The sequence below is a fragment of the Bosea sp. 685 genome, from assembly GCF_031884435.1.
Lineage (GTDB): Bacteria > Pseudomonadota > Alphaproteobacteria > Rhizobiales > Beijerinckiaceae > Allobosea.
This window is the reverse complement of sequence record NZ_CP134779.1, coordinates 6,376,902-6,394,986: the sequence shown is the minus strand read 5'-3', so window position 1 is coordinate 6,394,986 and position 18,085 is coordinate 6,376,902. Positions and strand designations below refer to the sequence as shown.

Sequence of the window (18,085 nt, the reverse complement as noted above, 5' to 3'; positions counted from 1 at the left end):
CATTCTCGGGCCGCGCGATGCGCGGACCCGAGAACCTCTTTCCACAAGAGGCTCCTCAGCAAGCGATGGCCGGGTCAAGCCCGGCCATGACGCGCTTCTCGGCGCGCAAGGTTGTTCTCTTTCCGCCCTCGGTGTAAGGGGGCGTCACAGTCATCCTCGGCGGGGGGCTTGGGGCAGGCGCGGGATCCCCGCGCCCGGATGTCGTCCGCCATCATCATTCAAGACGGGAGCACCCGCATGTCCGCCACGTTCGAGACGGTCGCCGGCATCATTTCCGAGACCTGCGACATTCCGCGTGAAAAGATTACGCCGCAGAGCCATGCCATCGAAGACCTCGGCATCGACTCGCTCGCCTTCCTCGACATCGCCTTCGCGATCGACAAGGCCTTCGGCATCAAGCTGCCGCTCGAGCAGTGGACCCAGGAAGTCAACGAGGGCAAGGCGCCGGCCGAGCAGTATTTCGTGCTCGAGAATCTGTGCAAGCGCATCGACGAGCTCGTGGCTGCCAAGAAGGCCTAAGGTCGCGAGAAGGCCTGAGGTCGCAAGAAGGCCTGAGGTCGGCGGCAGGTCCAGCGCCTGAAGCGCGCTCGATCTGCGCTCGGCCTTGAGCCGGGCACACTCTCCCGATAGAGCATATGCAAGCCCGCGCGCGGAGACTTCGGTCCGCGGCGCGGGCGCGCGCCGTTTCCGGTCGCGCCCGACAAGGCCAAGGATCGCATGCGCCTCGAATATTTCGACATGATCGACACCGTCGTCGCATTCGAACCTTCGGAAAAGCGCATCGCCACGCGCTCGACCGTACCGTCCGCAACTGCGAGCCCGGTCTTCGAAGGCCATTTCCCCGGCCATCCGCTCGTACCGGGCGTCCTGCTGACCGAGACGATGGCGCAGGCCTCCGGCTATCTGCTGCTGGGCCTGAACGGGCTGACCCAGATGCCCTTCCTGATGACGGTCGACAAGGCGCGCTTCCGCACCTTCGTCGAGCCAGACGCCATTCTCGACGTCTCCGCCGAATTGGTGATCGAGGGGTCGGGCTACGCCGCCACCAAGGCGAAGATCACCATCGCCGGCAAGCCGATCTGCGACGCTGAACTGCGGTTCCGACTGATGCCCTTCCCGGCCGACATGCGCACGCTGATGGAAGGCCGCATCAAAACCATCGGCCTCAAGCCGGAGCCTGCACGATGAACCCGCACGACGTCGTCATCACCGGGATCGGACTGGCGTCCAGTCTCGGCGAGGGGCTGGAGACCCATGCGCAGGCGCTAGCCGTCGGCGCCGTGCCGAATACCGACGCTACGAGCTTCGCGCCCTATCCGTTGCACCCGCTGAAACCGCTCGAACTTGACCGCCAGATCCCGAAGAAATCGGATCAGCGCCAGATGGAGCCTTGGCAGCGGCTCGGCGTCTACGCCGCTGGCCTGGCTCTCGATGATGCCGGGCTGAAGCAGGATGCCGAAGCCAAGAGCGTGCTGCAGGTCATCGTCGCCGCCGGCGGCGGCGAGCGCGACCATGCCGTCGACGGCGCCATCCTCACCGGCCTGCGCGGCGCGGGCGAGCCGGGAGCCTTTCTGAACGAGCGCCTGATGGGCGATCTGCGCCCCACGCTCTTCCTCGCCCAGCTCTCGAACCTGCTTGCCGGCAATATCGCCATCGTCCACGGCGTCACCGGCGCCTCGCGCACCTTCATGGGCGAAGAGCAGGCCGGCGTCGACGCCATCCGCACCGCGCATGCCCGTATCGCGGCCGGCCAGGCCGAGGTCATGCTGGTTGGCGGCTCCTATAATGCCGAGCGGCGCGACATGCTGCTGCTGCTCGAACTCGGCGGCTACTTGCGCAAGGGCGAATTTGCGCCGGTTTTCGCGCGCGAGGCAGCGCCGGGCCTCATCACCGGCAGCGCCGGAGCCTTCCTGGTGCTCGAATCGGCCGCGCGCGCCGCCGCGCGCGGCGCCAGGATCCATGCTCGGCTGAGCCATGTTGCCGCGGCGCGCTCGAAGCGCCAGCCCGGCACGGTCGAGGCGGCCCTGAGCGGACTGCTCTCGGGCTTTGGCGCGATTGCGCCTGGCGCCCTGGCGATATCGGCCGCGACCGGCGCCGCCGGAGTCACGGCGGAGGAGGCTTCGGTCATCGCTGCGCTGCCGCAAGCCATGCGCGTCGCGACCGGCGATCTCGTCGGCCATGCCGTGGAGGCCGCATTCCCGGCTTCCGTCGCCTTGGCCGCGGCCGCCATCTCGGCGGGGCAGGCCAAGGAGGCGATCGTCACCGGCGCCGGCCATTGGCGCGGCGAGGGCGCGGCGCGCCTGGTGAAAGCGTGAGGATCAAGCGATGAGCGCCAAGAACCAGGCTGCGGTGAACCCGACTGCAGTGAACCAGATTGCGGCCAGCCAGGCTGCGGCCCATCGCGACGCCAAGGGCCGCCGGGTCGTCGCGGTTACCGGCCTTGGCATCGTCACCTCGCTCGGCCAGGGCAAGGAGGCCAATTGGCAAGCGCTGACCGCCGGCAAATCCGGCATCCACCGGATCGAGCGCTTCCCGACCGAGGGCCTGCGCACCACCATCGCCGGCACGGTCGATTATCTCTTCGACGGCTCCTTCACCGCCCCGCAGCTCTCGGAAAAGCTCGCGACGCTTGCAGCCGACGAGGCGGTTAGCCAGAGCGGCCTCGGTCAGCCCGGCGATTTTCCCGGCGAGCTCTTCATGGCGGTGCCGCCGGTCGAGATGGAATGGCCGCAGAAGCGGGAGCTGGCCCAAACCTTCGAAGGCGACGTGGATTATGACGGGCTGCTGCGCGCCGCCGCCTCGCAGAAATTCAAGCCCATGCACGAGCTCTTCCTGTTCGGCGCGGTCGCGGATCATATCGCCGACAGATTCGGCACCAAGGGCTCGCCGATCTCGCTCTCGACGGCTTGCTCCTCCGGCGCGACCGCGATCCAGATGGGTGTCGAAGCCATCCGCCGCGGCGATACCGAGGCCGCGCTCTGCATCGGCACCGACGGCTCGGTCCATGCCGAGGCGCTGATCCGCTTCTCGCTGCTCTCGGCGCTCTCGACTCAAAACGATCCGCCGGAAGCCGCCGCGAAACCCTTCTCGAAGAACCGCGACGGCTTCGTCATGGGCGAAGGCGCCGGCGCGCTGGTACTGGAGGATTACGACCATGCGCTCGCGCGCGGCGCGACCATCCTGGGCATCGTCGCCGGTTGTGGCGAGCGCGGCGACGGGTTTCACCGCACCCGCTCGAGCCCCGACGGCAAGCCCGCGATCCTGGCCATGCAGGATGCGCTCGAGGATGCCGGGCTTACACCCGACGATGTCGACTACATCAACGCGCACGGCACCTCGACGCCCGAGAACGACAAGATGGAGGCGATGAGCTGCGCCGCCGTCTTCGGCGAGCGCATGGCGACGCTGCCGATCTCCTCCAACAAGTCGATGATCGGCCACACCCTGACCGCGGCTGGTGCGGTCGAGGCCGTGATCTCCTTCATGACCATCGCCAATGGCCGCATTCCGCCGACGATCAACTACGCCAATCCCGACCCGGCGATAGCGCTCGACGTCGTGCCCAACACGGCGCGCGACGCGAAGGTGCGCACCGTCATCTCGAACTCCTTCGGCTTCGGCGGCCAGAACACCTGCCTCGTGCTGACGGTGGAGCCTACCCACGCATGACCCGCATCCTCGTCACAGGCGGCGCCAAGGGCGTCGGCGCCGCGATCGTCCGTGCGCTGGCCGCGGCCGGTCATGATGTCGATTTCACCTATCGCTCATCGCCCGACCAGGCGCAGGCGCTGGTCGCGGAAATCAATGCGGCCCACCCCGATCGCCTGCTCACCGCCCTCCCGCTCGATCTCTCCGACAAGGCCGCGCTCGACGCCTTCTGCGAGGGGCGCGAGGCGGAAAGCTATTTCGGCTTCATCCACAATGCCGGCCAGCCCTATGATTCGCTCGCCGCGATGATGGCGCAGGACAAGGCGGAAGCGGCGATGCAGGTGAATTTCTGGGCCTTCACCCGCCTCGCCAAGAGCCTGATGCGCAACATGATCCGCGCCCGCGCTGGGCGCATCGTCGCGATCGGCTCCGTCGCGGCCTTGCGCGGCAACCCGGGCAATGCCGCCTACGCCGCCTCCAAGGGCGCGCTGATCTCCTATGCCAAGACGCTCGCGGTCGAGACCGGCAAGCGCGGCCTCACCGTCAACGTGATCGCGCCGGGTTTCGTCGACACCGACATGATGGCGCCCTACGCCGCCTATCGCGACAAGATGCAGGCCCAGATCCCGGCCGGCCGCTTCGCCAAGCCCGAGGAGGTCGCGGGGCTCGCCGCCTTCCTGATGAGCGAGCCGGCAGCCTACATCACCGGCACCGTGCTGCCGATCGACGGCGGAGTGACGGCGCAGCTCGGCGTGCATCGCTGAATTCGACCCGACGACCCAAATATGCTAGGTTCACTCCGAACCGGAGCGAACCGCCATGACTGCAGCCTTCACCATCCGCCTCGACGAAGAGATGCTGGCCAAGCTCGACGCGCTGGCCGCCGACACGGACCGCTCGCGCAGCTGGATCGCGGCCAAGGCGATCGAATCCTATGTCGAGCTGAATGCCTGGCAGATCGCCAAGATCAAGGAGGGCATCGCCCAGGCCGACCGCGGCGAGTTCGCGACAGAGGAAGAGCTCGACGCGATTGAAGCGGAGTTGCAAGCTCGCATCGATGCCGCCCGATGAAGTTGATCTGGACGCCTCGTGCCAAAGATGACTTACGCGAGATCGGCCATTATATCGCTGATTTCAATCCGACTGCCGCGCTGACACTGGTTCGAAGGCTTCGACTTGCGGCCAAAACGCTTGCCGACAACCCCGCCATAGGCCGGCCGGGCCGGGTTGAGGAAACGCGTGAACTCGTGGTCTCCGGCACGAGCTATATCCTTCCCTATCGCGTCCGCGAAGGACGCGTCGAAATCCTGGCCGCGCTGCACGCCGCGCGTGACTGGCCCGACCAGTTCTGAAAGGCACTATACCGATGCGTTCCCTCCAGCTTCATGGCGACCGCGACCTCCGTCTCGAGGAGATCGAGCCGCCGCCGCCGCCCGCCGCCGGCGAGGTGCAGATCCGCATCCGCGCGGTCGCGCTGAACTATCTCGACGTCTGGGGCTTTCGCGGCATGGCCTTCGCCAAGCGCAAGATGCCCCAGGCCGCAGGCGTCGAGGCCGCCGGCGAGATCGTCTGCGTCGGCGAGGGCGTCACCAATCTCAAGGTCGGCGACACCGTCACCGCCTATGGCGCCGAGACCTGCGGCCACTGCAAGGCCTGCAGGGAGGGCCGCGACAATCTCTGCGAGAACGTCGCCGGCATCATGGGCTTCCATATCGACGGCTTCGCGCGCGAACTGCTGAACAAATCGGCGCGCCTGGTGATCAAGGCGCCTGAAGGCGTCTCCTTTGAGGACGCAGCCTGCGCGCCGATCGGCTTCGGCACGGTCCAGCACATGCTGTTCGACAACGCCAAGCTCGAACCCGGCGAATCCATCCTGGTCCATGCCGGCGGCTCGGGCATCGGCACGGCCGCCATCCTGATGGCCAAGGCGATCGGCTGCACGGTCTATACGACCGTCGGCGATGACGAGAAGGGCCGCAAGGCCAAGGCGCTCGGGGCCGATTTCGTCATCAACTACAAGACCGAGCGCTTCGAGGGCGAGGTTCGCCAGCTCACCAAGCGCAAGGGCGTCGATGTCGTCTTCGAACATGTCGGCGCCGACACCTGGAACGGCTCGCTGCTCTGCCTCAAACGCGGCGGCCGACTCGTCACGTGCGGCGCGACGTCGGGCGCCTCGACGACGATGAACCTGATGCAGCTCTTTCAGCAGCAATACCGCATCACCGGTTCCTTCGGCTGCCGCATCGAAAACATCGCGCAATCCTTGGAAAAAATGGCCGGCGGCATGAAACCCGTGATCGATTCGGTGTTTCCGCTCGCCGATTTCGAAAAAGGCCTGGCCCGGCTCGAAGGCCGGCAGGTCTTCGGCAAGGTCATCGTCGCCTTCTGACGCGACTGTCCGCGCCCGGAAGACTTGACGCAAGCCGCCTTCCTGCCGCAAGTCCCCGGTTCCTGCCCGATAAGCTCAATGCACGGGCGAGATGGGACCGGGCTGACCTTGAGACGACTGAAAGCTCTCGCCGCGCGCGCCGGCGCCGTGGTGATGATCGGCCTGATCAGGGCGCTGTTTAGCGTCCTGCGCTGGCTCGGACCCGAGCGCGCGAGCGATCTCGGCGGCTGGCTGCTGCGCAGCGTCAGCCCCGTGATCCCGGTCAACCGCGTCGCGCTCGCGAATATCCGCGCGGCTTTCCCGGAGATGGCGGAGGACGAGGTTCGGCGGATCGCGCGCGGGGCCTGGGAGAATCTCGGCCGCACCGCCGCCGAATACGCCCATCTCAACACCCTGTTCGACTATGACGACGACAACCGGGACGCGCCGTCTCGCGTCGAGGTCGACGGCATCGAGCAATTCATCGCGCTCAAGGACGATGGCAAGCCGGGCCTGATCTTCTCCTCCCATCTCGCCAATTGGGAGCTGCCGGCGATCTGCGCCGCCGCCTACAAGCTCGATACCACCGCCGTGTTCCGTGCGCCCAACGACCCCGCCATCGCTGCGATCGTGCATGAGATCCGTTCCGGCGCGATGGGCGGCCTCGCCGCCGCCAAGCAGGGCGCGGCCTTCGCCATGCAGGGCGTGCTGGAGAAGGGCGGCCATCTCGGCATGCTGATCGACCAGCATTTCACCCGCGGCGTGGTGGTGCCCTTCATGGGCCGGCCGGCGCTGACCAACCCGATTCTCGGCAAATTTGCCCGGCGCTTCGAATGCCCGGTCCATGGCGTGCGCGTCATCCGCTTGCCCCATCATCGCTTCCGGCTGGAGTTGACGCCGCCGCTCGACCTGCCGCGCGATGCCAATGGCGAGATCGACGTTCAAGGTGCGATGGCGATGATGACCGCCGTCGTCGAGGGCTGGGTGCGCGAGCATCCCGAGCAATGGCTCTGGATGCATCGGCGCTGGCGGCCTAACCTGATCGCCGCGGCCAAGGGCGGCGACACGCCCGCGATGACGATTCAACCGGTTTTCAAGGCAACGTGATTTCCAAGTGAGAGCTGTTGAGCGCTTTGGTAATACCTCACAGCTGTAATGGTCGCCGAGTTCAGCCATGACCCTTCGCGCCCGCCTCCTTCCTGTATCCATTGCCGCGCTCCTCCTGGGCGGCGCGACGGCGCATGCGCAGGCTCCGGCAATACAGCCGAAGGCGGTCGTCGAGCTCTTCACCAGCCAGGGCTGCTCGTCCTGCCCGCCCGCGGACGCGCTGTTGCGCGAGATTGCCAAGGACCCGGCCGTCATCGCGCTGACGCTGCCGGTGACCTATTGGGATTATCTCGGCTGGAAGGACACGCTCGGCCAGGACGTCTTCACCAAGCGCCAGAAATTCTATGCCAAGGCCCGCGGCGACGGCCAGGTCTACACGCCCCAGGCCGTGATCAACGGCGCCTCCCACATCGTCGGCTCCGACAAGACCGAGATCGAGCGCATGCTGCGCGAGCAGGCGCCCAGTGCCCTGCCCGCAAAGCTCTCGCTCCAGGAGGATGGCACGACGCTGCGGATCAAGATCGCAGCCTCCACCAGCCCCGGTGAAAAGCCCGCCGGCGTCTGGATTCTCCCCGTGGCGAAGCTGGTCACCGTTCCGATCACGCGCGGCGAGAATGAAGGCCGCACCATCACCTACGCCAATGTCGTGCGCGGCATGGTGCGCGTCGGCGAATGGGATGGCGGGGAGACGACCCTGACGGCTCCCCTCACGGCGACGCGCGCCGCCGATTCCGACAGCTATATCGTCGTCGTGCAGGCCGAAACGCTCGGCAAATACGGCATGATGCCCGCCGCGATGCTGGGCGCGGCCCGCAGCGCGCGCTGATCCAGGATCTCGGAACCGGCTTGTATCGACCTCCCCGAGAGCCGGATTAATGCGAAAAACCGGTTCCCACTTTTTTGCATCCTGCTCTAAATGCCAGTGACGTGCAGCCGGCTCATCGCCATGGCGCGGCGCGACCCCTGCGGCAAGGATCTCGAGTGGAACCCAATACGTCCCTGAAGCCGCGCTGGCAGCGCCCGGTCTATTTCGCGCTCGGCTGCCTGAGTGTGGCGATCGGCGTCGTCGCGCTGGTCGTGCCCCTGATTCCCGGCATCGTCTTCCTGGTGCTGGCGACGGCCTGCTTCTCCCGATCCTCGCCCAGGATGGAGACCTGGCTGACGACCCATCCGCGCTTCGGCAAGCTGATCCGGAACTGGAACGCGTCGCGCGCCATACCGCGCAGTGCGAAATGGCTGATCACGATCAGCATGATTGCGAGCTTTTCGCTGATCTTCCTGGAAACCAATTCCCGCCTGCTTCAGGCCGTTGTGGCCGTGATCATGCTCGGCGTGCTCGTCTATGTCTGGCGGCGGCCGGAACAGCCGGCATCGGTACCCTGATTGCGGTGACCCCGGGCTGATCGTTCAAAGCCTGTCGGCATCGCCCCTGCTCGAGACGCGCAGCCGCCTCACAGCAGGATCACCTTGTTCGGCAGTTCGTCGACATCATCGGCGGCCGGCGGTGCGTGCTGCGCCAGGACACGCCCGAGCGCCCCGACCGCATCGATCAGCCCCTCGCGCAGACGCTCCTGCCGCGCAGCGTCGAGCAGGGCCGCGACGATGTCCCGCCATGCCTCCGGGTCAACCTTGCCGTCGATGCCGATATCCGTGACGACCTCGGCATAGCGCTCCTGCAAGGCGACATAGAGCAACACGCCGGTGCGCCCGCGCGTCTGCGTCAGCCCGCGCGCGGTGAACTCGCGCAGCGCCACGTCATGTGCGCGGCCGCGCTTGACGAAGCCGGGCACGAAACGGCCGCCGCGGCCATACCAAAGCAGCGCGGCCATCAGCAGCGCCGCGCAGATCAACTGGATCAGGAAGATGCGCGGCGCGCTCGTCATCGTCAGCGCCAGGAGCGGCCAAGGCACCAACAGCGACAGCACCAGGGCCAGCACCATCGGCACCGAGCGATAACTGCTCGCGGCGCGGTCGATCACCACCACGATCTCGCCGCTGGTCAGGCGCTCAGCCTGGGCGACGGCCGCCGCGATCGCGTCCCTGTCGGCTGAATCCATCACCAACTCCCTGAAGCCCCGCCGCCGCCCGACGAACCGCCCCCACCGGAGAAGCCGCCACCGCCACCGGAACTCCAGCCACCGCCGCCGCCTCCCCAGCTCGAGCCCGACCCGGAACCCCAGCTCGAATTCTGCGGCAACGAGATCCAGCGCCCGTCACGCAGGCGATGGCTCCCGGCTCCGCCGCTCTGACTCAGGCCGCGCATGAAGGAGACCACCAGGATGAAGATGAACAGCATCACCAGGATGACGGCCAGCGTCTCGGCCGGCGAGCTCTCATCGTCCCGCACCTGGGCGCGGCGCTGCCATTCCTCGGCATCGCCGGAGAGGATCGTCAGGATCGCGTCGACGCCGCCCTCAATGCCGCCGGCAAAATCGCCGGTCTTGAACTTCGGCGCCACCGCCGTGGTGATGATGACCTTGGAGAGCGCATCGGTCAGCGCCCCTTCCAGCCCGTAGCCGACCTCGATGCGGACCTTGCGCTCATTCGGCGCGACGATGAACAGCACGCCGTTGTTGCGCGGCTTCTCGCCGAGCTTCCAGAAGCGGAACAGGCCATTGGCGAAATCCTCGATGCCGATGCCTTGCAGCGAAGGCACGGTTGCGACCACGAGCTGGTCGCCGGCCTTGTCCTCATGCGCCTTGATCTTCGCCTCGATGCGTTGTTGCGCCTCGGGCGCGATGAGCTTGGCGCCATCGACGATACGGCCGGTGAGGGCGGGATAGGAGGGATCCGCCGCCCAGGCGCCCGCGCCCGCACATACGAGCGCAGCGAGCAGGATCAGCGACCAAAGGTGGCTGCGCGCCATCACGCGCCTCGCGACTGCCGCGGCCTCAGAACTTCACCGTCGGTGGCCGCTCCGCCCCGGCCGTCGCGGCAAAGGTCTCCATCGGCTTGGAGCCCCAGAGCAGTTTTGCCCAGATCACGCCCGGAAAGGTGCGGATCTCGGTGTTGAAGGCCTGCACCGCCTGGATGTAGTCGCGCCGCGCCACCGTGACCCGGTTCTCGGTGCCTTCGAGCTGCGACTGCAAGGCGAGGAAGTTCTGGTTCGATTTGAGGTCGGGGTAGCGCTCCACCGTGACGAGCAACCGGCCGAGCGCGCCGGTGAGCTGGTTCTGCGCGTCCTGATACTCCTTGAACTTCGCGGGATCGGTGATGGTCGAGGCATCGACCTTGACCTGGCTCGCCTTGGCGCGCGCCTCGACGACCTGCGTCAGCACCTCACGCTCCTGCGCGGCATAGCCCTTCACCGTCTCGACCAGATTCGGGATCAGGTCGGCGCGGCGCTGATATTGATTCTGCACCTCGGACCAGGACGCCTTGGCCTTTTCCTCCAGCGTCGGGACGTTGTTGTAACCGCAACCCGCGAGCGCGAAACCGAGGAAAGCGAGCGCTGCCACCGTCAAACTGCGGCGAAAGGCGATGGAAACTGGGAACGACATGCCGGGCCCCTTTGCTGACGTATCGACAGGCAGGACCGTGACCTTAGCCGTCCCGGGCTCCCGCTCCAAGGCGGATGCGAAGCCCTGCCGCCGAGACCATGGCGCGCCAGCGCGATCTGGCGCTAGTCTGGCAGCGCGGCGCAACGGCGAGGAGGACGAGATGACGACCCTGTCAGGATCGAGGAGTGCTCTCCTTGCGATCGCCCTGTCCGCAGCTGTCGTGAGCTCTGCGGTCGCGCAGAGCCTCGCTCCGGCGCCCGAAGCCGCGACGGGGCGTATCGCCAAGACCTCCGGCCACGCCCAGCTTTATATGGTCGCCGCCGCCAATCCGCTGGCCACCAATGCCGGCCGCGAGATCCTGCGCGCCGGCGGCAGTGCGGTCGATGCGGCGATCGCGATCCAGCTCGTGCTCAACCTCGTCGAACCGCAGAGCTCGGGTATCGGCGGCGGTGCCTTCATGGTGCATTGGGATGAGGCCGGCCGGAAACTCTCGACGCTGGATGGGCGCGAAACCGCGCCGGCGGCGGCAAGGCCGAACCGCTTCATCGGCGCGGACGGCAAGCCGATGAAGTTCATGGAGGCCGTCATCGGCGGCCGCTCGGTCGGCGTGCCGGGCACGCTGAAGTTGCTCGAGGGCGCGCATCAGCGCTGGGGCAAGCTGCCTTGGCCGCAGGTTGTCGCACCCGCAATCAAGCTCGCCGAGGACGGCTTTGCGATTTCCCCGCGCCTCAACGGCCTCCTGGCCGGCGAGAAGGCCCTGAGCGCCGACCCGCTCGCCGCCGCCTATTTCTACGAGCCCGACGGCAAGCCCAAGGCCGTCGGCACCATCCTGAAGAACCCGGCCTTCGCCGCGACCTTACGCGCCATCGCCGAGAACGGCTCGGCCGCCTTCTATACCGGGCCGATCGCCGAGGACATCGTCGCCAAGGTCACCGGCCACAAGAGCAATCCAGGCGACATCACGCTTGCCGACCTCGCCGCCTATAAAATCGAGGAGCGCGAGGCCGTCTGCGGGCTTTACCGCGTCTACAGGATCTGCGGCATGGGCCCGCCAAGCTCAGGCGCCATCGCCGTGCAGCAGATGCTCGGCATCCTCGAGACCAAGGATCTGGCACGCATGGGTCCCGGGCCCGAGGCGGTGCACTGGTTCAGCGAGGCCGGCCGCCTCGCCTTCGCCGACCGCGCGCTCTATCTCGCCGACCCCGCCTTCCTCAGTGTTCCGGTCTCGGGATTGATCGACCGCGACTATATCCGCTCGCGCGCGAGCCTCGTCAGCCCCGAGAAATCCATGGGCCGCGCCACACCCGGCGACCCGCCGCATAAGCGCGCCCAATTGCTCGCGCCCTCGGACGGCGTCGAGCACGGCACCAGCCATATCTCGGTGATCGACGCCAATGGCGACGCCGTCGCGATGACCACGACGATCGAGGGTGGGTTCGGCTCGCACCTGATGAGCAAGGGTGGCTTCCTGCTCAACAACGAATTGACCGATTTCTCCTTCGCGCCGGAAGAGGACGGCAAACCCGTCGCCAACCGTGTCGAAGCCGGCAAGCGCCCGCGCTCCTCGATGGCGCCGACCCTGGTCTTCGACGCCTTCGGCAGGCTCTATGCTGTGGTCGGCTCGCCCGGCGGCAGCCAGATCATCGGTTTCGTCGCCAAGACGCTGGTCGCGCTGCTCGACTGGAAGATGGATCCGCAGAATGCCGTCGACCTCGCCAATTTCGGCAGTCGCAACGGCCCGACCGAATTGGAAGAGGGCACCGAAGCCGAGCCCTGGAAAGCCGCGCTGGAAGCGAAAGGCCATGAGGTCCGGCTGCTGGAGATGACCTCGGGCATCCAGGCGATCGTCAAGACGCCGGAGGGCTTCGTCGGCGGCGCGGATGGCCGGCGCGAGGGTGTGGCGATCGGCGATTGAGCGGTTCCTGAAGTTTTATCCCCGTGGTATGACTGAGTAGCATTATCGCTCACCTCAACGGGGAGAATTGCCGGATGCCGACCATAGAAAAGATCAGCATTGCCTTGACGAGCGAGCAATTGAGCGCAGTTCGTGCGGCCGTCGATGGCGGAGACTATGCGACGACCAGCGAAGTCGTCCGTGACGCCCTTCGCGACTGGCAGATCAAGAGGGATATGCGGCGCGGCGAAATCGAACGCCTTAGGCAGCTCTGGGATGAGGGCTCGCAAAGCGGCCAAGCCAAAGCGATCGACATGACTGCTTTGCGCGAAGAGGCGCGCGATCGTCTTGCCAAGGCCAGAAAGGCAGTGGCCGGTGGCCGCAACTGAGGTTCTCTGGTCACCTCAAGCGCGCAGGGACCTGCTCGATCTCTATGTGGTGATTGGGCTTGAGAGCCCAGCAGCGGCCGAGCGCTACTTCGAGCGCATTGAGGCCAAGGCCGTGGTCCTTGCGGAGCATCCGTGCCTAGGCGTGCGCGAGAGCAGGGTGCGAAAAAGTGGGAACCGGTTTTTCGCAGCGATCCTGCTCTCACTCTTAGATGAGAGACGGATTCAGATTTCAGATGCGATCACTCTGTGATCCCATCTGAAATCATCCGGCTCTTGGCCGAGATTCGGCCAAGCCTTCGCATGCTGATCGAACCACCCTTTCTGCTACTTTATAAGACCGAGCCAGACAGCGACGAGGGGTCGATCGACAGCGTCGAGATCGTCCGCGTCATCGACGGCCGCCGCGATCTCACGCATCTGCTCTGAGAGGCAGTGCCCGCTTTCGCTCACGTCCCTTTGAAGCTGTGCAGAGCCCCCGCTTGGCTTCATAGCCCTGTCATGTTTTGGGCGCGTCGGTTTCTTCCCACTAGGAAAACCACCATGCGCTCCCTCTTCCTCGCCGCCCTGACGACGGCCGTGCTCACCCTCTCTCCGGTTCACGCCGAGGAGGCAAAGCCCTTCGCCACGGCCAAGACCATCGATCTCCTGACCCTGCTCAAGCCGCCACCAGCCAATGATTCGGCCCAGACCCGCGCCGAACTCGCCGAGGTGCTGAGCATCCAAGTCACGCGCACGCCGGAGATGGAGGCGCAGGCCCAGGCCGATGTGGTCGAGAATGTCTGGCGCTTCGCCAATGTCATGGGCCCCAACTTCAAGACCGAGGCGCTGCCGGCCTTCTCCGCCTTCTTCGACCGTATCGTTGCAACCGAAGGCGAGGTCGTCGACCCGGCCAAGGATAGCTGGAAGCGCCCGCGCCCGCATCAGTACAGCCCGCTGGTCAAGCCCGCGGTGAAGCTCTCGAACTCCGGTGCCTACCCCTCGGGCCACACCACCGTCGGCACGCTGATGGGCGTCGTCCTGTCGAACATGGTTCCGGAGAAGCGCAATGAGATCATGGCGCGCGCCTGGGCGTATGGCGAGAACCGGATCATCGGCGGCATCCATTTCCGCGCCGATATCGAGGCCGGCCGCATCGCCGGCACGGTGATCGCCGCCAAGATCATGGAGCAGCCCGAATTCCAGGCTGAATACGCCGTCGCAAGGACCGAACTGCGCAAGGTCCTCGGCCTTTAGAGCAGGATACGAAAAAGCGGGAACCGGTTTTTCGCAATCGATCCTGCTCTCGCTCTTTGATGAGAGACGGATTCAGATTTCAGATGGGATCACCAAGTGATCCCATCTGAAATCATCCGGCTCTGAGCGGCAAAGCCTATCGGGGCGGAGCGCCGGCCGGAACGGTCCGGGCGGCGCCCGCCCCACGCCCCGCGATCAGCCAATAGACGAACCCCGTCGCCGCCCCGATCAGGAACAGGGCGCCGATTACCCGCATCTCGGCCTCGCTCGGCGCGCGCGACAGGCGCAGCATGGCGAGCGGCATTACGGTCGCCAGCAGGCCGGTGAGCCCGCTCTGGATCAGCCCGCTGCGCAAGCGGAAAAGCTCGCTGAACACCGCAACCAGCACGACCGGCGCGACGATGATCGCCATGCCGAGCCGCCCGAGCAGGCTGAAGGCGGCCTGCGCCACCGGCGTGGGATCGATGTCGCTTTCAGCCAGGCCGAACAGCGCCTCCATCAAGCGCTGGAAACCGCCACCGATCAAAAGCGCGATCTCGGGCGAGACCACGCTGGCGACGAGCATGGCAAACAGCCCCGCCGCCATGGCGACGAGCAAGGCGAAGGGGATCAGCAGCAGCCAGCGCAGCAAGGCGATTATTCCGCAGCGACGGCGGCGGCAGCCGCCGCCTCGTCCTGGTCCAGCATCAATCGCGCGCGGGCCGAGAGCTTCTCGGTTTCGCTCTTGAGCTGGCCGCAGGCGGCGAGGATGTCGCGCCCGCGCGGGGTGCGCACCGGCGAGGCGTAGCCCGCCCGGAAGACGATCTCGGAGAAACGCTCGATCCGGTCCCAGTCCGAGCATTCGTATTTGGTGCCGGGCCAGGGGTTGAACGGGATCAGGTTGATCTTGGCCGGAATGCCCTTGAGCAGGCGCACCAGTTCGCGCGCATCGGCATCGCTGTCGTTGACGCCCTTGAGCATGACATATTCGAAGGTGATCCGCTTCGCGTTCGAAACACCGGGATAGGTCCGGCAGGCCTCAAGCAGTTCGGCGATCGGATATTTCTTGTTCAGCGGCACGAGCTCGTTGCGCAATTCGTCGCGCACCGCATGCAGCGAGATCGCCAGCATCGTACCCATCTCATGCCCGAGCGGGCCGATCTGCGGCACAACGCCGGAGGTCGAGACCGTGATGCGGCGGCGGCCGAGCGACAATCCCTCATTATCCGAGATCACGTCGATGGCATCGCGCACGCCGTCGAAATTATAGAGCGGCTCGCCCATGCCCATGAAGACGATATTGGAGACGAAGCGCCCGCCATCATTGGGCACGAAAGCGCCGTCGGGCTTAGCGCGATTGGGGAAATCGCCAAGCCGGTCGCGCGCCACCATCAATTGCGCCACGATCTCCTCACAGGTGAGGTTGCGCACCAGGCGCTGCGTGCCGGTGTGGCAGAAAGTGCAGGTCAGCGTGCAGCCGACCTGGCTGGAGACGCAAAGCGTGCCGCGGTCGACCTCGGGGATGTAGACGCATTCGATCTCGGCGCCGCGATCGCGCGGGCCGGTCGACGCCATGCGGATCAGCCATTTGCGCGTGCCGTCGGTCGAGACCTGCTCGGCCGTCACCTCCGGCAGGTCGAGCGTGAAGCGCTCACCCAGCGCCGCGCGCAAACCCTTGCCGATCGTCGTCATCGCGGAGAAATCGCGGACGCCGTAATGGTAGATCCAGTTCCAGAGCTGGCCGACGCGCATGCGTCGTTCCTTCTCGGGAACGCCGATCTCGGCCAGTGCGTCGCCAAGACCGGCGCGCGTGCGCCCGATCAGCGAGACGCGGCTCGTAACAACGGGTTCGGCCGCTGGCGCGGCGGGCTCAAGCACGGACAAGGTCATCGGAACTCTGGCTCGGACGGGCGATCATCGGCCCGAATATCCGCGGCTCATAGCACGAGAACGCCCAGCCGCGAAATCACGGTCCGAACACCCGCACAAACCGGTGCGACGCAGGGTGGCAACGGGAATTCGCCAGCGTGAGCCGGCTGGCGCGGATTTCGAGAACCGGAGCGCAGCGGACTTCATGTCCGTGAGCACCGGAAGCGCAGAAAGCTGCGTCAGACGGCCGCGCTCGCGGATTCCAGGCTGCCCTACTTGCAGGCGTCTTCGGCGCGCTTGACCGTCTGGTTCATGCCGGCGAGCGAGTATTTGTCGCTGGTCGGATTGCCGCGCTTCGAGGTGCCCTTGACCTCAAGCCCCGAACCCTTGCGCAGCGCGTCCAGCATGCGGGGCTCCTCGGCCGGGTTCTTGAGCCACATGTTCTGGCCCTTCGCGACCAGCGCGAAGCGCTCGGACCCGATGATCGCCTGATGCTCGACATCTTCCTTCAGGTCGAAATTCAGCACGAAGCTGATCTCGTTGCGCACGCCCTCGGTCGGGCGGCTGGAGACGAAGAGCAGTCCCTCGACCTCCTTGAGATTGGCGGGCAGGCGCGCCTCCGCCTTGGAGAGAGCGTAGCAGACCTTCGAGCGGCCCTGCTGCGAGGAAAAGGCCTGCCACTTGCCGGCCGTCTCCAGGAGCATCGCCTGGGCCTGGCCAGCGCTTGCCGATGCGACCGGCGCAGGCTTCGCCTGGGGCTTCGGCTTGGGTTGAGCGGAGACCGGCACGGCAGCGATCACGCTCGCGGCGAACAGCGATGCGACGATCATGAGCCGTGAGGCGGCGAAATCGGTGCGGAGCAAACAGAGATTCATAAGCCGCCATCAATCAGCAGAAATCTTAACAGCGTCTCTATTCCCGGTGCATTTGACCCGAGAGTTCAAGATCGCGGAAACGATAGGATGTCACGATCCGGGCGAAAATGCGAATGCCCTACACCCTCAGCTACAGTTCCGTTCGTCATCTGAGCATGCCACATTCGCCGCCAAGCGCATCGCAGCGGTTGGAGAAACGATGAAGGCATTGCTCTGCGAGGCCCATGGGCCGGCCGAGACGCTCGTCATCCGCGACATTGCCGAGCCTAGCCCCGGGCCGGGCGAGGTCGTCATTGCGGTCAAGGCGGCCGCGCTCAACTTTTTCGACACGTTGATCATCGAGGGGCGCTACCAGACCAAGCCGACGCTACCCTTCTCGCCCAGTGCCGAATGCGCCGGCACGATCGCCAGCATCGGCGAAGGCGTCACCGGCTGGCGCGTCGGCGAGCGCGTCGCCGCCTGGCTCGGCCATGGCGCGGCGCGCGAAAGCGTGGCTGTCTCGGCGCAGCAGATCGTGCGCGTGCCCGATGCGCTCGACGACGCCCAGGCGGCGGGGCTGTTCGTCACCTATGGCACGGCGATGCACGGGCTGATCCAGCGCGCCGGCCTCAAGGCCGGCGAAACCCTGGCGGTGCTCGGAGCTGCCGGCGGCGCGGGGCTGGCGGCGGTCGAAATCGGCGCGCTGCTCGGCGCCCATGTCATCGCCTGCGCCTCCTCGGCCGATAAGCTTGCGCTGGCCCAGACTCATGGCGCGCAGGAAGAGCTCGACTACAGCAGCGAGGATCTCAAGGCCGGCCTGCGCCGCCTGACCGAAGAGCGCGGCGTCGATGTGCTCTACGACACGGTCGGCGGCGACCTGGCCGAACCGGCTTTGCGCGCCATGGCCTGGGAAGGCCGCTATCTCGTGGTCGGCTTCGCCGGCGGCGCGATTCCAAAGATCGCGCTCAACCTGCTGCTGCTGAAGGGCTGCGACCTGCGCGGTGTGTTCTGGGGCGAGTTCGTCCGGCGCGAGCCCGTCGCACATCGCCGCAATATGGAGCGCCTGCTGGACTGGGCCGCGAACGGGCATATCCGCGCCCATGTCCACGCCGCCCTGCCATTGGAGCGCTGGACCGAGGGCTTCGCCCTGATCGGCGACCGCAAGGCCAAGGGCAAGATCATCCTGACGCTGTGATCTCGCCATCATTCCGGAGCGACCCGGAATGATGCGTGCTTCAACGAAT

At 66.3% G+C, this 18,085-nt stretch carries 23 protein-coding genes; 17 read left to right on the top strand and 6 right to left on the bottom strand.

The annotated features are described in order from the left end of the window. The first annotated feature begins 237 nt into the window (after window positions 1–237). The 11 genes from RMR04_RS31110 (at window position 238) to RMR04_RS31060 (ending at window position 8,506) form a co-directional block, all read left to right on the top strand. Window positions 238–519, top strand: a complete 282-nt coding sequence (locus RMR04_RS31110; RefSeq protein ID WP_092178340.1) for an acyl carrier protein — start codon at window positions 238–240, stop codon at window positions 517–519. Window positions 520–717: 198 nt separating this feature from the next. Continuing rightward, window positions 718–1,188 (top strand): ApeI family dehydratase, encoded by a 471-nt coding sequence (locus RMR04_RS31105; RefSeq protein WP_311912345.1) that lies wholly within the window; start codon window positions 718–720, stop codon window positions 1,186–1,188. Next, complete coding sequence (locus RMR04_RS31100; RefSeq protein ID WP_311912344.1) at window positions 1,185–2,315, top strand: beta-ketoacyl-ACP synthase; 1,131 nt, start codon at window positions 1,185–1,187, stop codon at window positions 2,313–2,315. Before RMR04_RS31105 ends, RMR04_RS31100 begins: the two co-directional genes overlap by 4 nt. A 10-nt stretch (window positions 2,316–2,325) precedes the next feature. Then, window positions 2,326–3,669, top strand: a complete 1,344-nt coding sequence (locus RMR04_RS31095; protein ID WP_311912343.1) for a beta-ketoacyl-ACP synthase — start codon at window positions 2,326–2,328, stop codon at window positions 3,667–3,669. Further along, entirely contained in the window at window positions 3,666–4,412 is a 747-nt protein-coding gene (locus RMR04_RS31090; protein WP_311912342.1) for an SDR family oxidoreductase, read from the top strand. Before RMR04_RS31095 ends, RMR04_RS31090 begins: the two co-directional genes overlap by 4 nt. A gap of 55 nt (window positions 4,413–4,467) precedes the next feature. Then, the gene (locus tag RMR04_RS31085) at window positions 4,468–4,719 is read left to right on the top strand and encodes a CopG family ribbon-helix-helix protein (RefSeq protein ID WP_311912341.1); all 252 of its coding nucleotides are present in this window, start codon (window positions 4,468–4,470) and stop codon (window positions 4,717–4,719) included. Next, window positions 4,716–5,000: a type II toxin-antitoxin system RelE/ParE family toxin gene (locus RMR04_RS31080; RefSeq protein WP_311912340.1), complete on the top strand. Its 285-nt coding sequence runs from the start codon at window positions 4,716–4,718 to the stop codon at window positions 4,998–5,000. The genes RMR04_RS31085 and RMR04_RS31080 overlap by 4 nt, the downstream gene beginning before the upstream one ends. Window positions 5,001–5,014: 14 nt before the next feature. Then, window positions 5,015–6,037: a zinc-binding dehydrogenase gene (locus RMR04_RS31075; RefSeq protein ID WP_311912339.1), complete on the top strand. Its 1,023-nt coding sequence runs from the start codon at window positions 5,015–5,017 to the stop codon at window positions 6,035–6,037. A gap of 153 nt (window positions 6,038–6,190) precedes the next feature. Then, window positions 6,191–7,123, top strand: a complete 933-nt coding sequence (locus RMR04_RS31070) for a lipid A biosynthesis lauroyl acyltransferase (RefSeq protein WP_311915998.1) — start codon at window positions 6,191–6,193, stop codon at window positions 7,121–7,123. A 67-nt stretch (window positions 7,124–7,190) separates the two neighbouring features. Then, a complete protein-coding gene (locus RMR04_RS31065) occupies window positions 7,191–7,949 on the top strand; it encodes a DUF1223 domain-containing protein (RefSeq protein ID WP_311912338.1) in 759 nt (252 codons plus the stop codon). A 155-nt stretch (window positions 7,950–8,104) separates the two neighbouring features. Continuing rightward, window positions 8,105–8,506, top strand: coding sequence for a YbaN family protein (locus tag RMR04_RS31060; protein WP_311912337.1), 402 nt, complete (start codon window positions 8,105–8,107; stop codon window positions 8,504–8,506). Between the two features lie 68 nt (window positions 8,507–8,574). Here RMR04_RS31060 and RMR04_RS31055 read toward each other — a convergent pair whose 3' ends face one another. The 3 genes from RMR04_RS31055 to RMR04_RS31045 are packed head-to-tail and all read right to left on the bottom strand — an operon-like array spanning window position 8,575 to window position 10,623. Further along, entirely contained in the window at window positions 8,575–9,180 is a 606-nt protein-coding gene (locus RMR04_RS31055) for a TPM domain-containing protein (RefSeq protein WP_311912336.1), read from the bottom strand. Continuing rightward, window positions 9,180–9,989, bottom strand: coding sequence for a TPM domain-containing protein (locus RMR04_RS31050; RefSeq protein WP_311912335.1), 810 nt, complete (start codon window positions 9,987–9,989; stop codon window positions 9,180–9,182). The genes RMR04_RS31055 and RMR04_RS31050 overlap by 1 nt, the downstream gene beginning before the upstream one ends. Before the next feature lie 25 nt (window positions 9,990–10,014). Next, window positions 10,015–10,623, bottom strand: a complete 609-nt coding sequence (locus RMR04_RS31045) for a LemA family protein (RefSeq protein ID WP_311912334.1) — start codon at window positions 10,621–10,623, stop codon at window positions 10,015–10,017. Between the two features lie 160 nt (window positions 10,624–10,783). Between RMR04_RS31045 and ggt the strand changes: the two genes are divergently transcribed. The 5 genes from ggt to RMR04_RS31025 all read left to right on the top strand — a co-directional run bounded on the left by ggt (window position 10,784) and on the right by RMR04_RS31025 (window position 14,139). Continuing rightward, the gene (gene ggt / locus RMR04_RS31040; RefSeq protein WP_311912333.1) at window positions 10,784–12,538 is read left to right on the top strand and encodes a gamma-glutamyltransferase; all 1,755 of its coding nucleotides are present in this window, start codon (window positions 10,784–10,786) and stop codon (window positions 12,536–12,538) included. A 74-nt stretch (window positions 12,539–12,612) separates the two neighbouring features. After that, complete coding sequence (locus tag RMR04_RS31035; protein ID WP_311912332.1) at window positions 12,613–12,906, top strand: ribbon-helix-helix domain-containing protein; 294 nt, start codon at window positions 12,613–12,615, stop codon at window positions 12,904–12,906. After that, a complete protein-coding gene (locus RMR04_RS32180) occupies window positions 12,893–13,156 on the top strand; it encodes a type II toxin-antitoxin system RelE/ParE family toxin (protein WP_410492175.1) in 264 nt (87 codons plus the stop codon). The genes RMR04_RS31035 and RMR04_RS32180 overlap by 14 nt, the downstream gene beginning before the upstream one ends. A 50-nt stretch (window positions 13,157–13,206) precedes the next feature. Then, window positions 13,207–13,332 carry a hypothetical protein gene (locus tag RMR04_RS31030; protein WP_311912331.1) on the top strand — a complete coding sequence of 42 codons (126 nt, stop codon included), beginning with the start codon at window positions 13,207–13,209 and terminating at the stop codon, window positions 13,330–13,332. A 114-nt stretch (window positions 13,333–13,446) separates the two neighbouring features. After that, window positions 13,447–14,139, top strand: coding sequence for an acid phosphatase (locus RMR04_RS31025; RefSeq protein WP_311912330.1), 693 nt, complete (start codon window positions 13,447–13,449; stop codon window positions 14,137–14,139). A 136-nt stretch (window positions 14,140–14,275) separates the two neighbouring features. Here RMR04_RS31025 and RMR04_RS31020 read toward each other — a convergent pair whose 3' ends face one another. The 3 genes from RMR04_RS31020 to RMR04_RS31010 form a co-directional block, all read right to left on the bottom strand. Further along, the gene (locus RMR04_RS31020) at window positions 14,276–14,770 is read right to left on the bottom strand and encodes a hypothetical protein (protein WP_311912329.1); all 495 of its coding nucleotides are present in this window, start codon (window positions 14,768–14,770) and stop codon (window positions 14,276–14,278) included. A gap of 5 nt (window positions 14,771–14,775) precedes the next feature. Then, window positions 14,776–16,008, bottom strand: coding sequence for a dual-specificity RNA methyltransferase RlmN (rlmN, locus tag RMR04_RS31015; RefSeq protein ID WP_311912328.1), 1,233 nt, complete (start codon window positions 16,006–16,008; stop codon window positions 14,776–14,778). A gap of 251 nt (window positions 16,009–16,259) precedes the next feature. Further along, window positions 16,260–16,850: a hypothetical protein gene (locus RMR04_RS31010; RefSeq protein ID WP_311912327.1), complete on the bottom strand. Its 591-nt coding sequence runs from the start codon at window positions 16,848–16,850 to the stop codon at window positions 16,260–16,262. Between the two features lie 211 nt (window positions 16,851–17,061). On the opposite strand from RMR04_RS31010, the gene RMR04_RS31005 reads away from it, so the two are divergent. After that, window positions 17,062–18,036, top strand: coding sequence for an NADPH:quinone oxidoreductase family protein (locus tag RMR04_RS31005; protein ID WP_311912326.1), 975 nt, complete (start codon window positions 17,062–17,064; stop codon window positions 18,034–18,036). The last annotated feature ends 49 nt before the right edge of the window (window positions 18,037–18,085 follow it).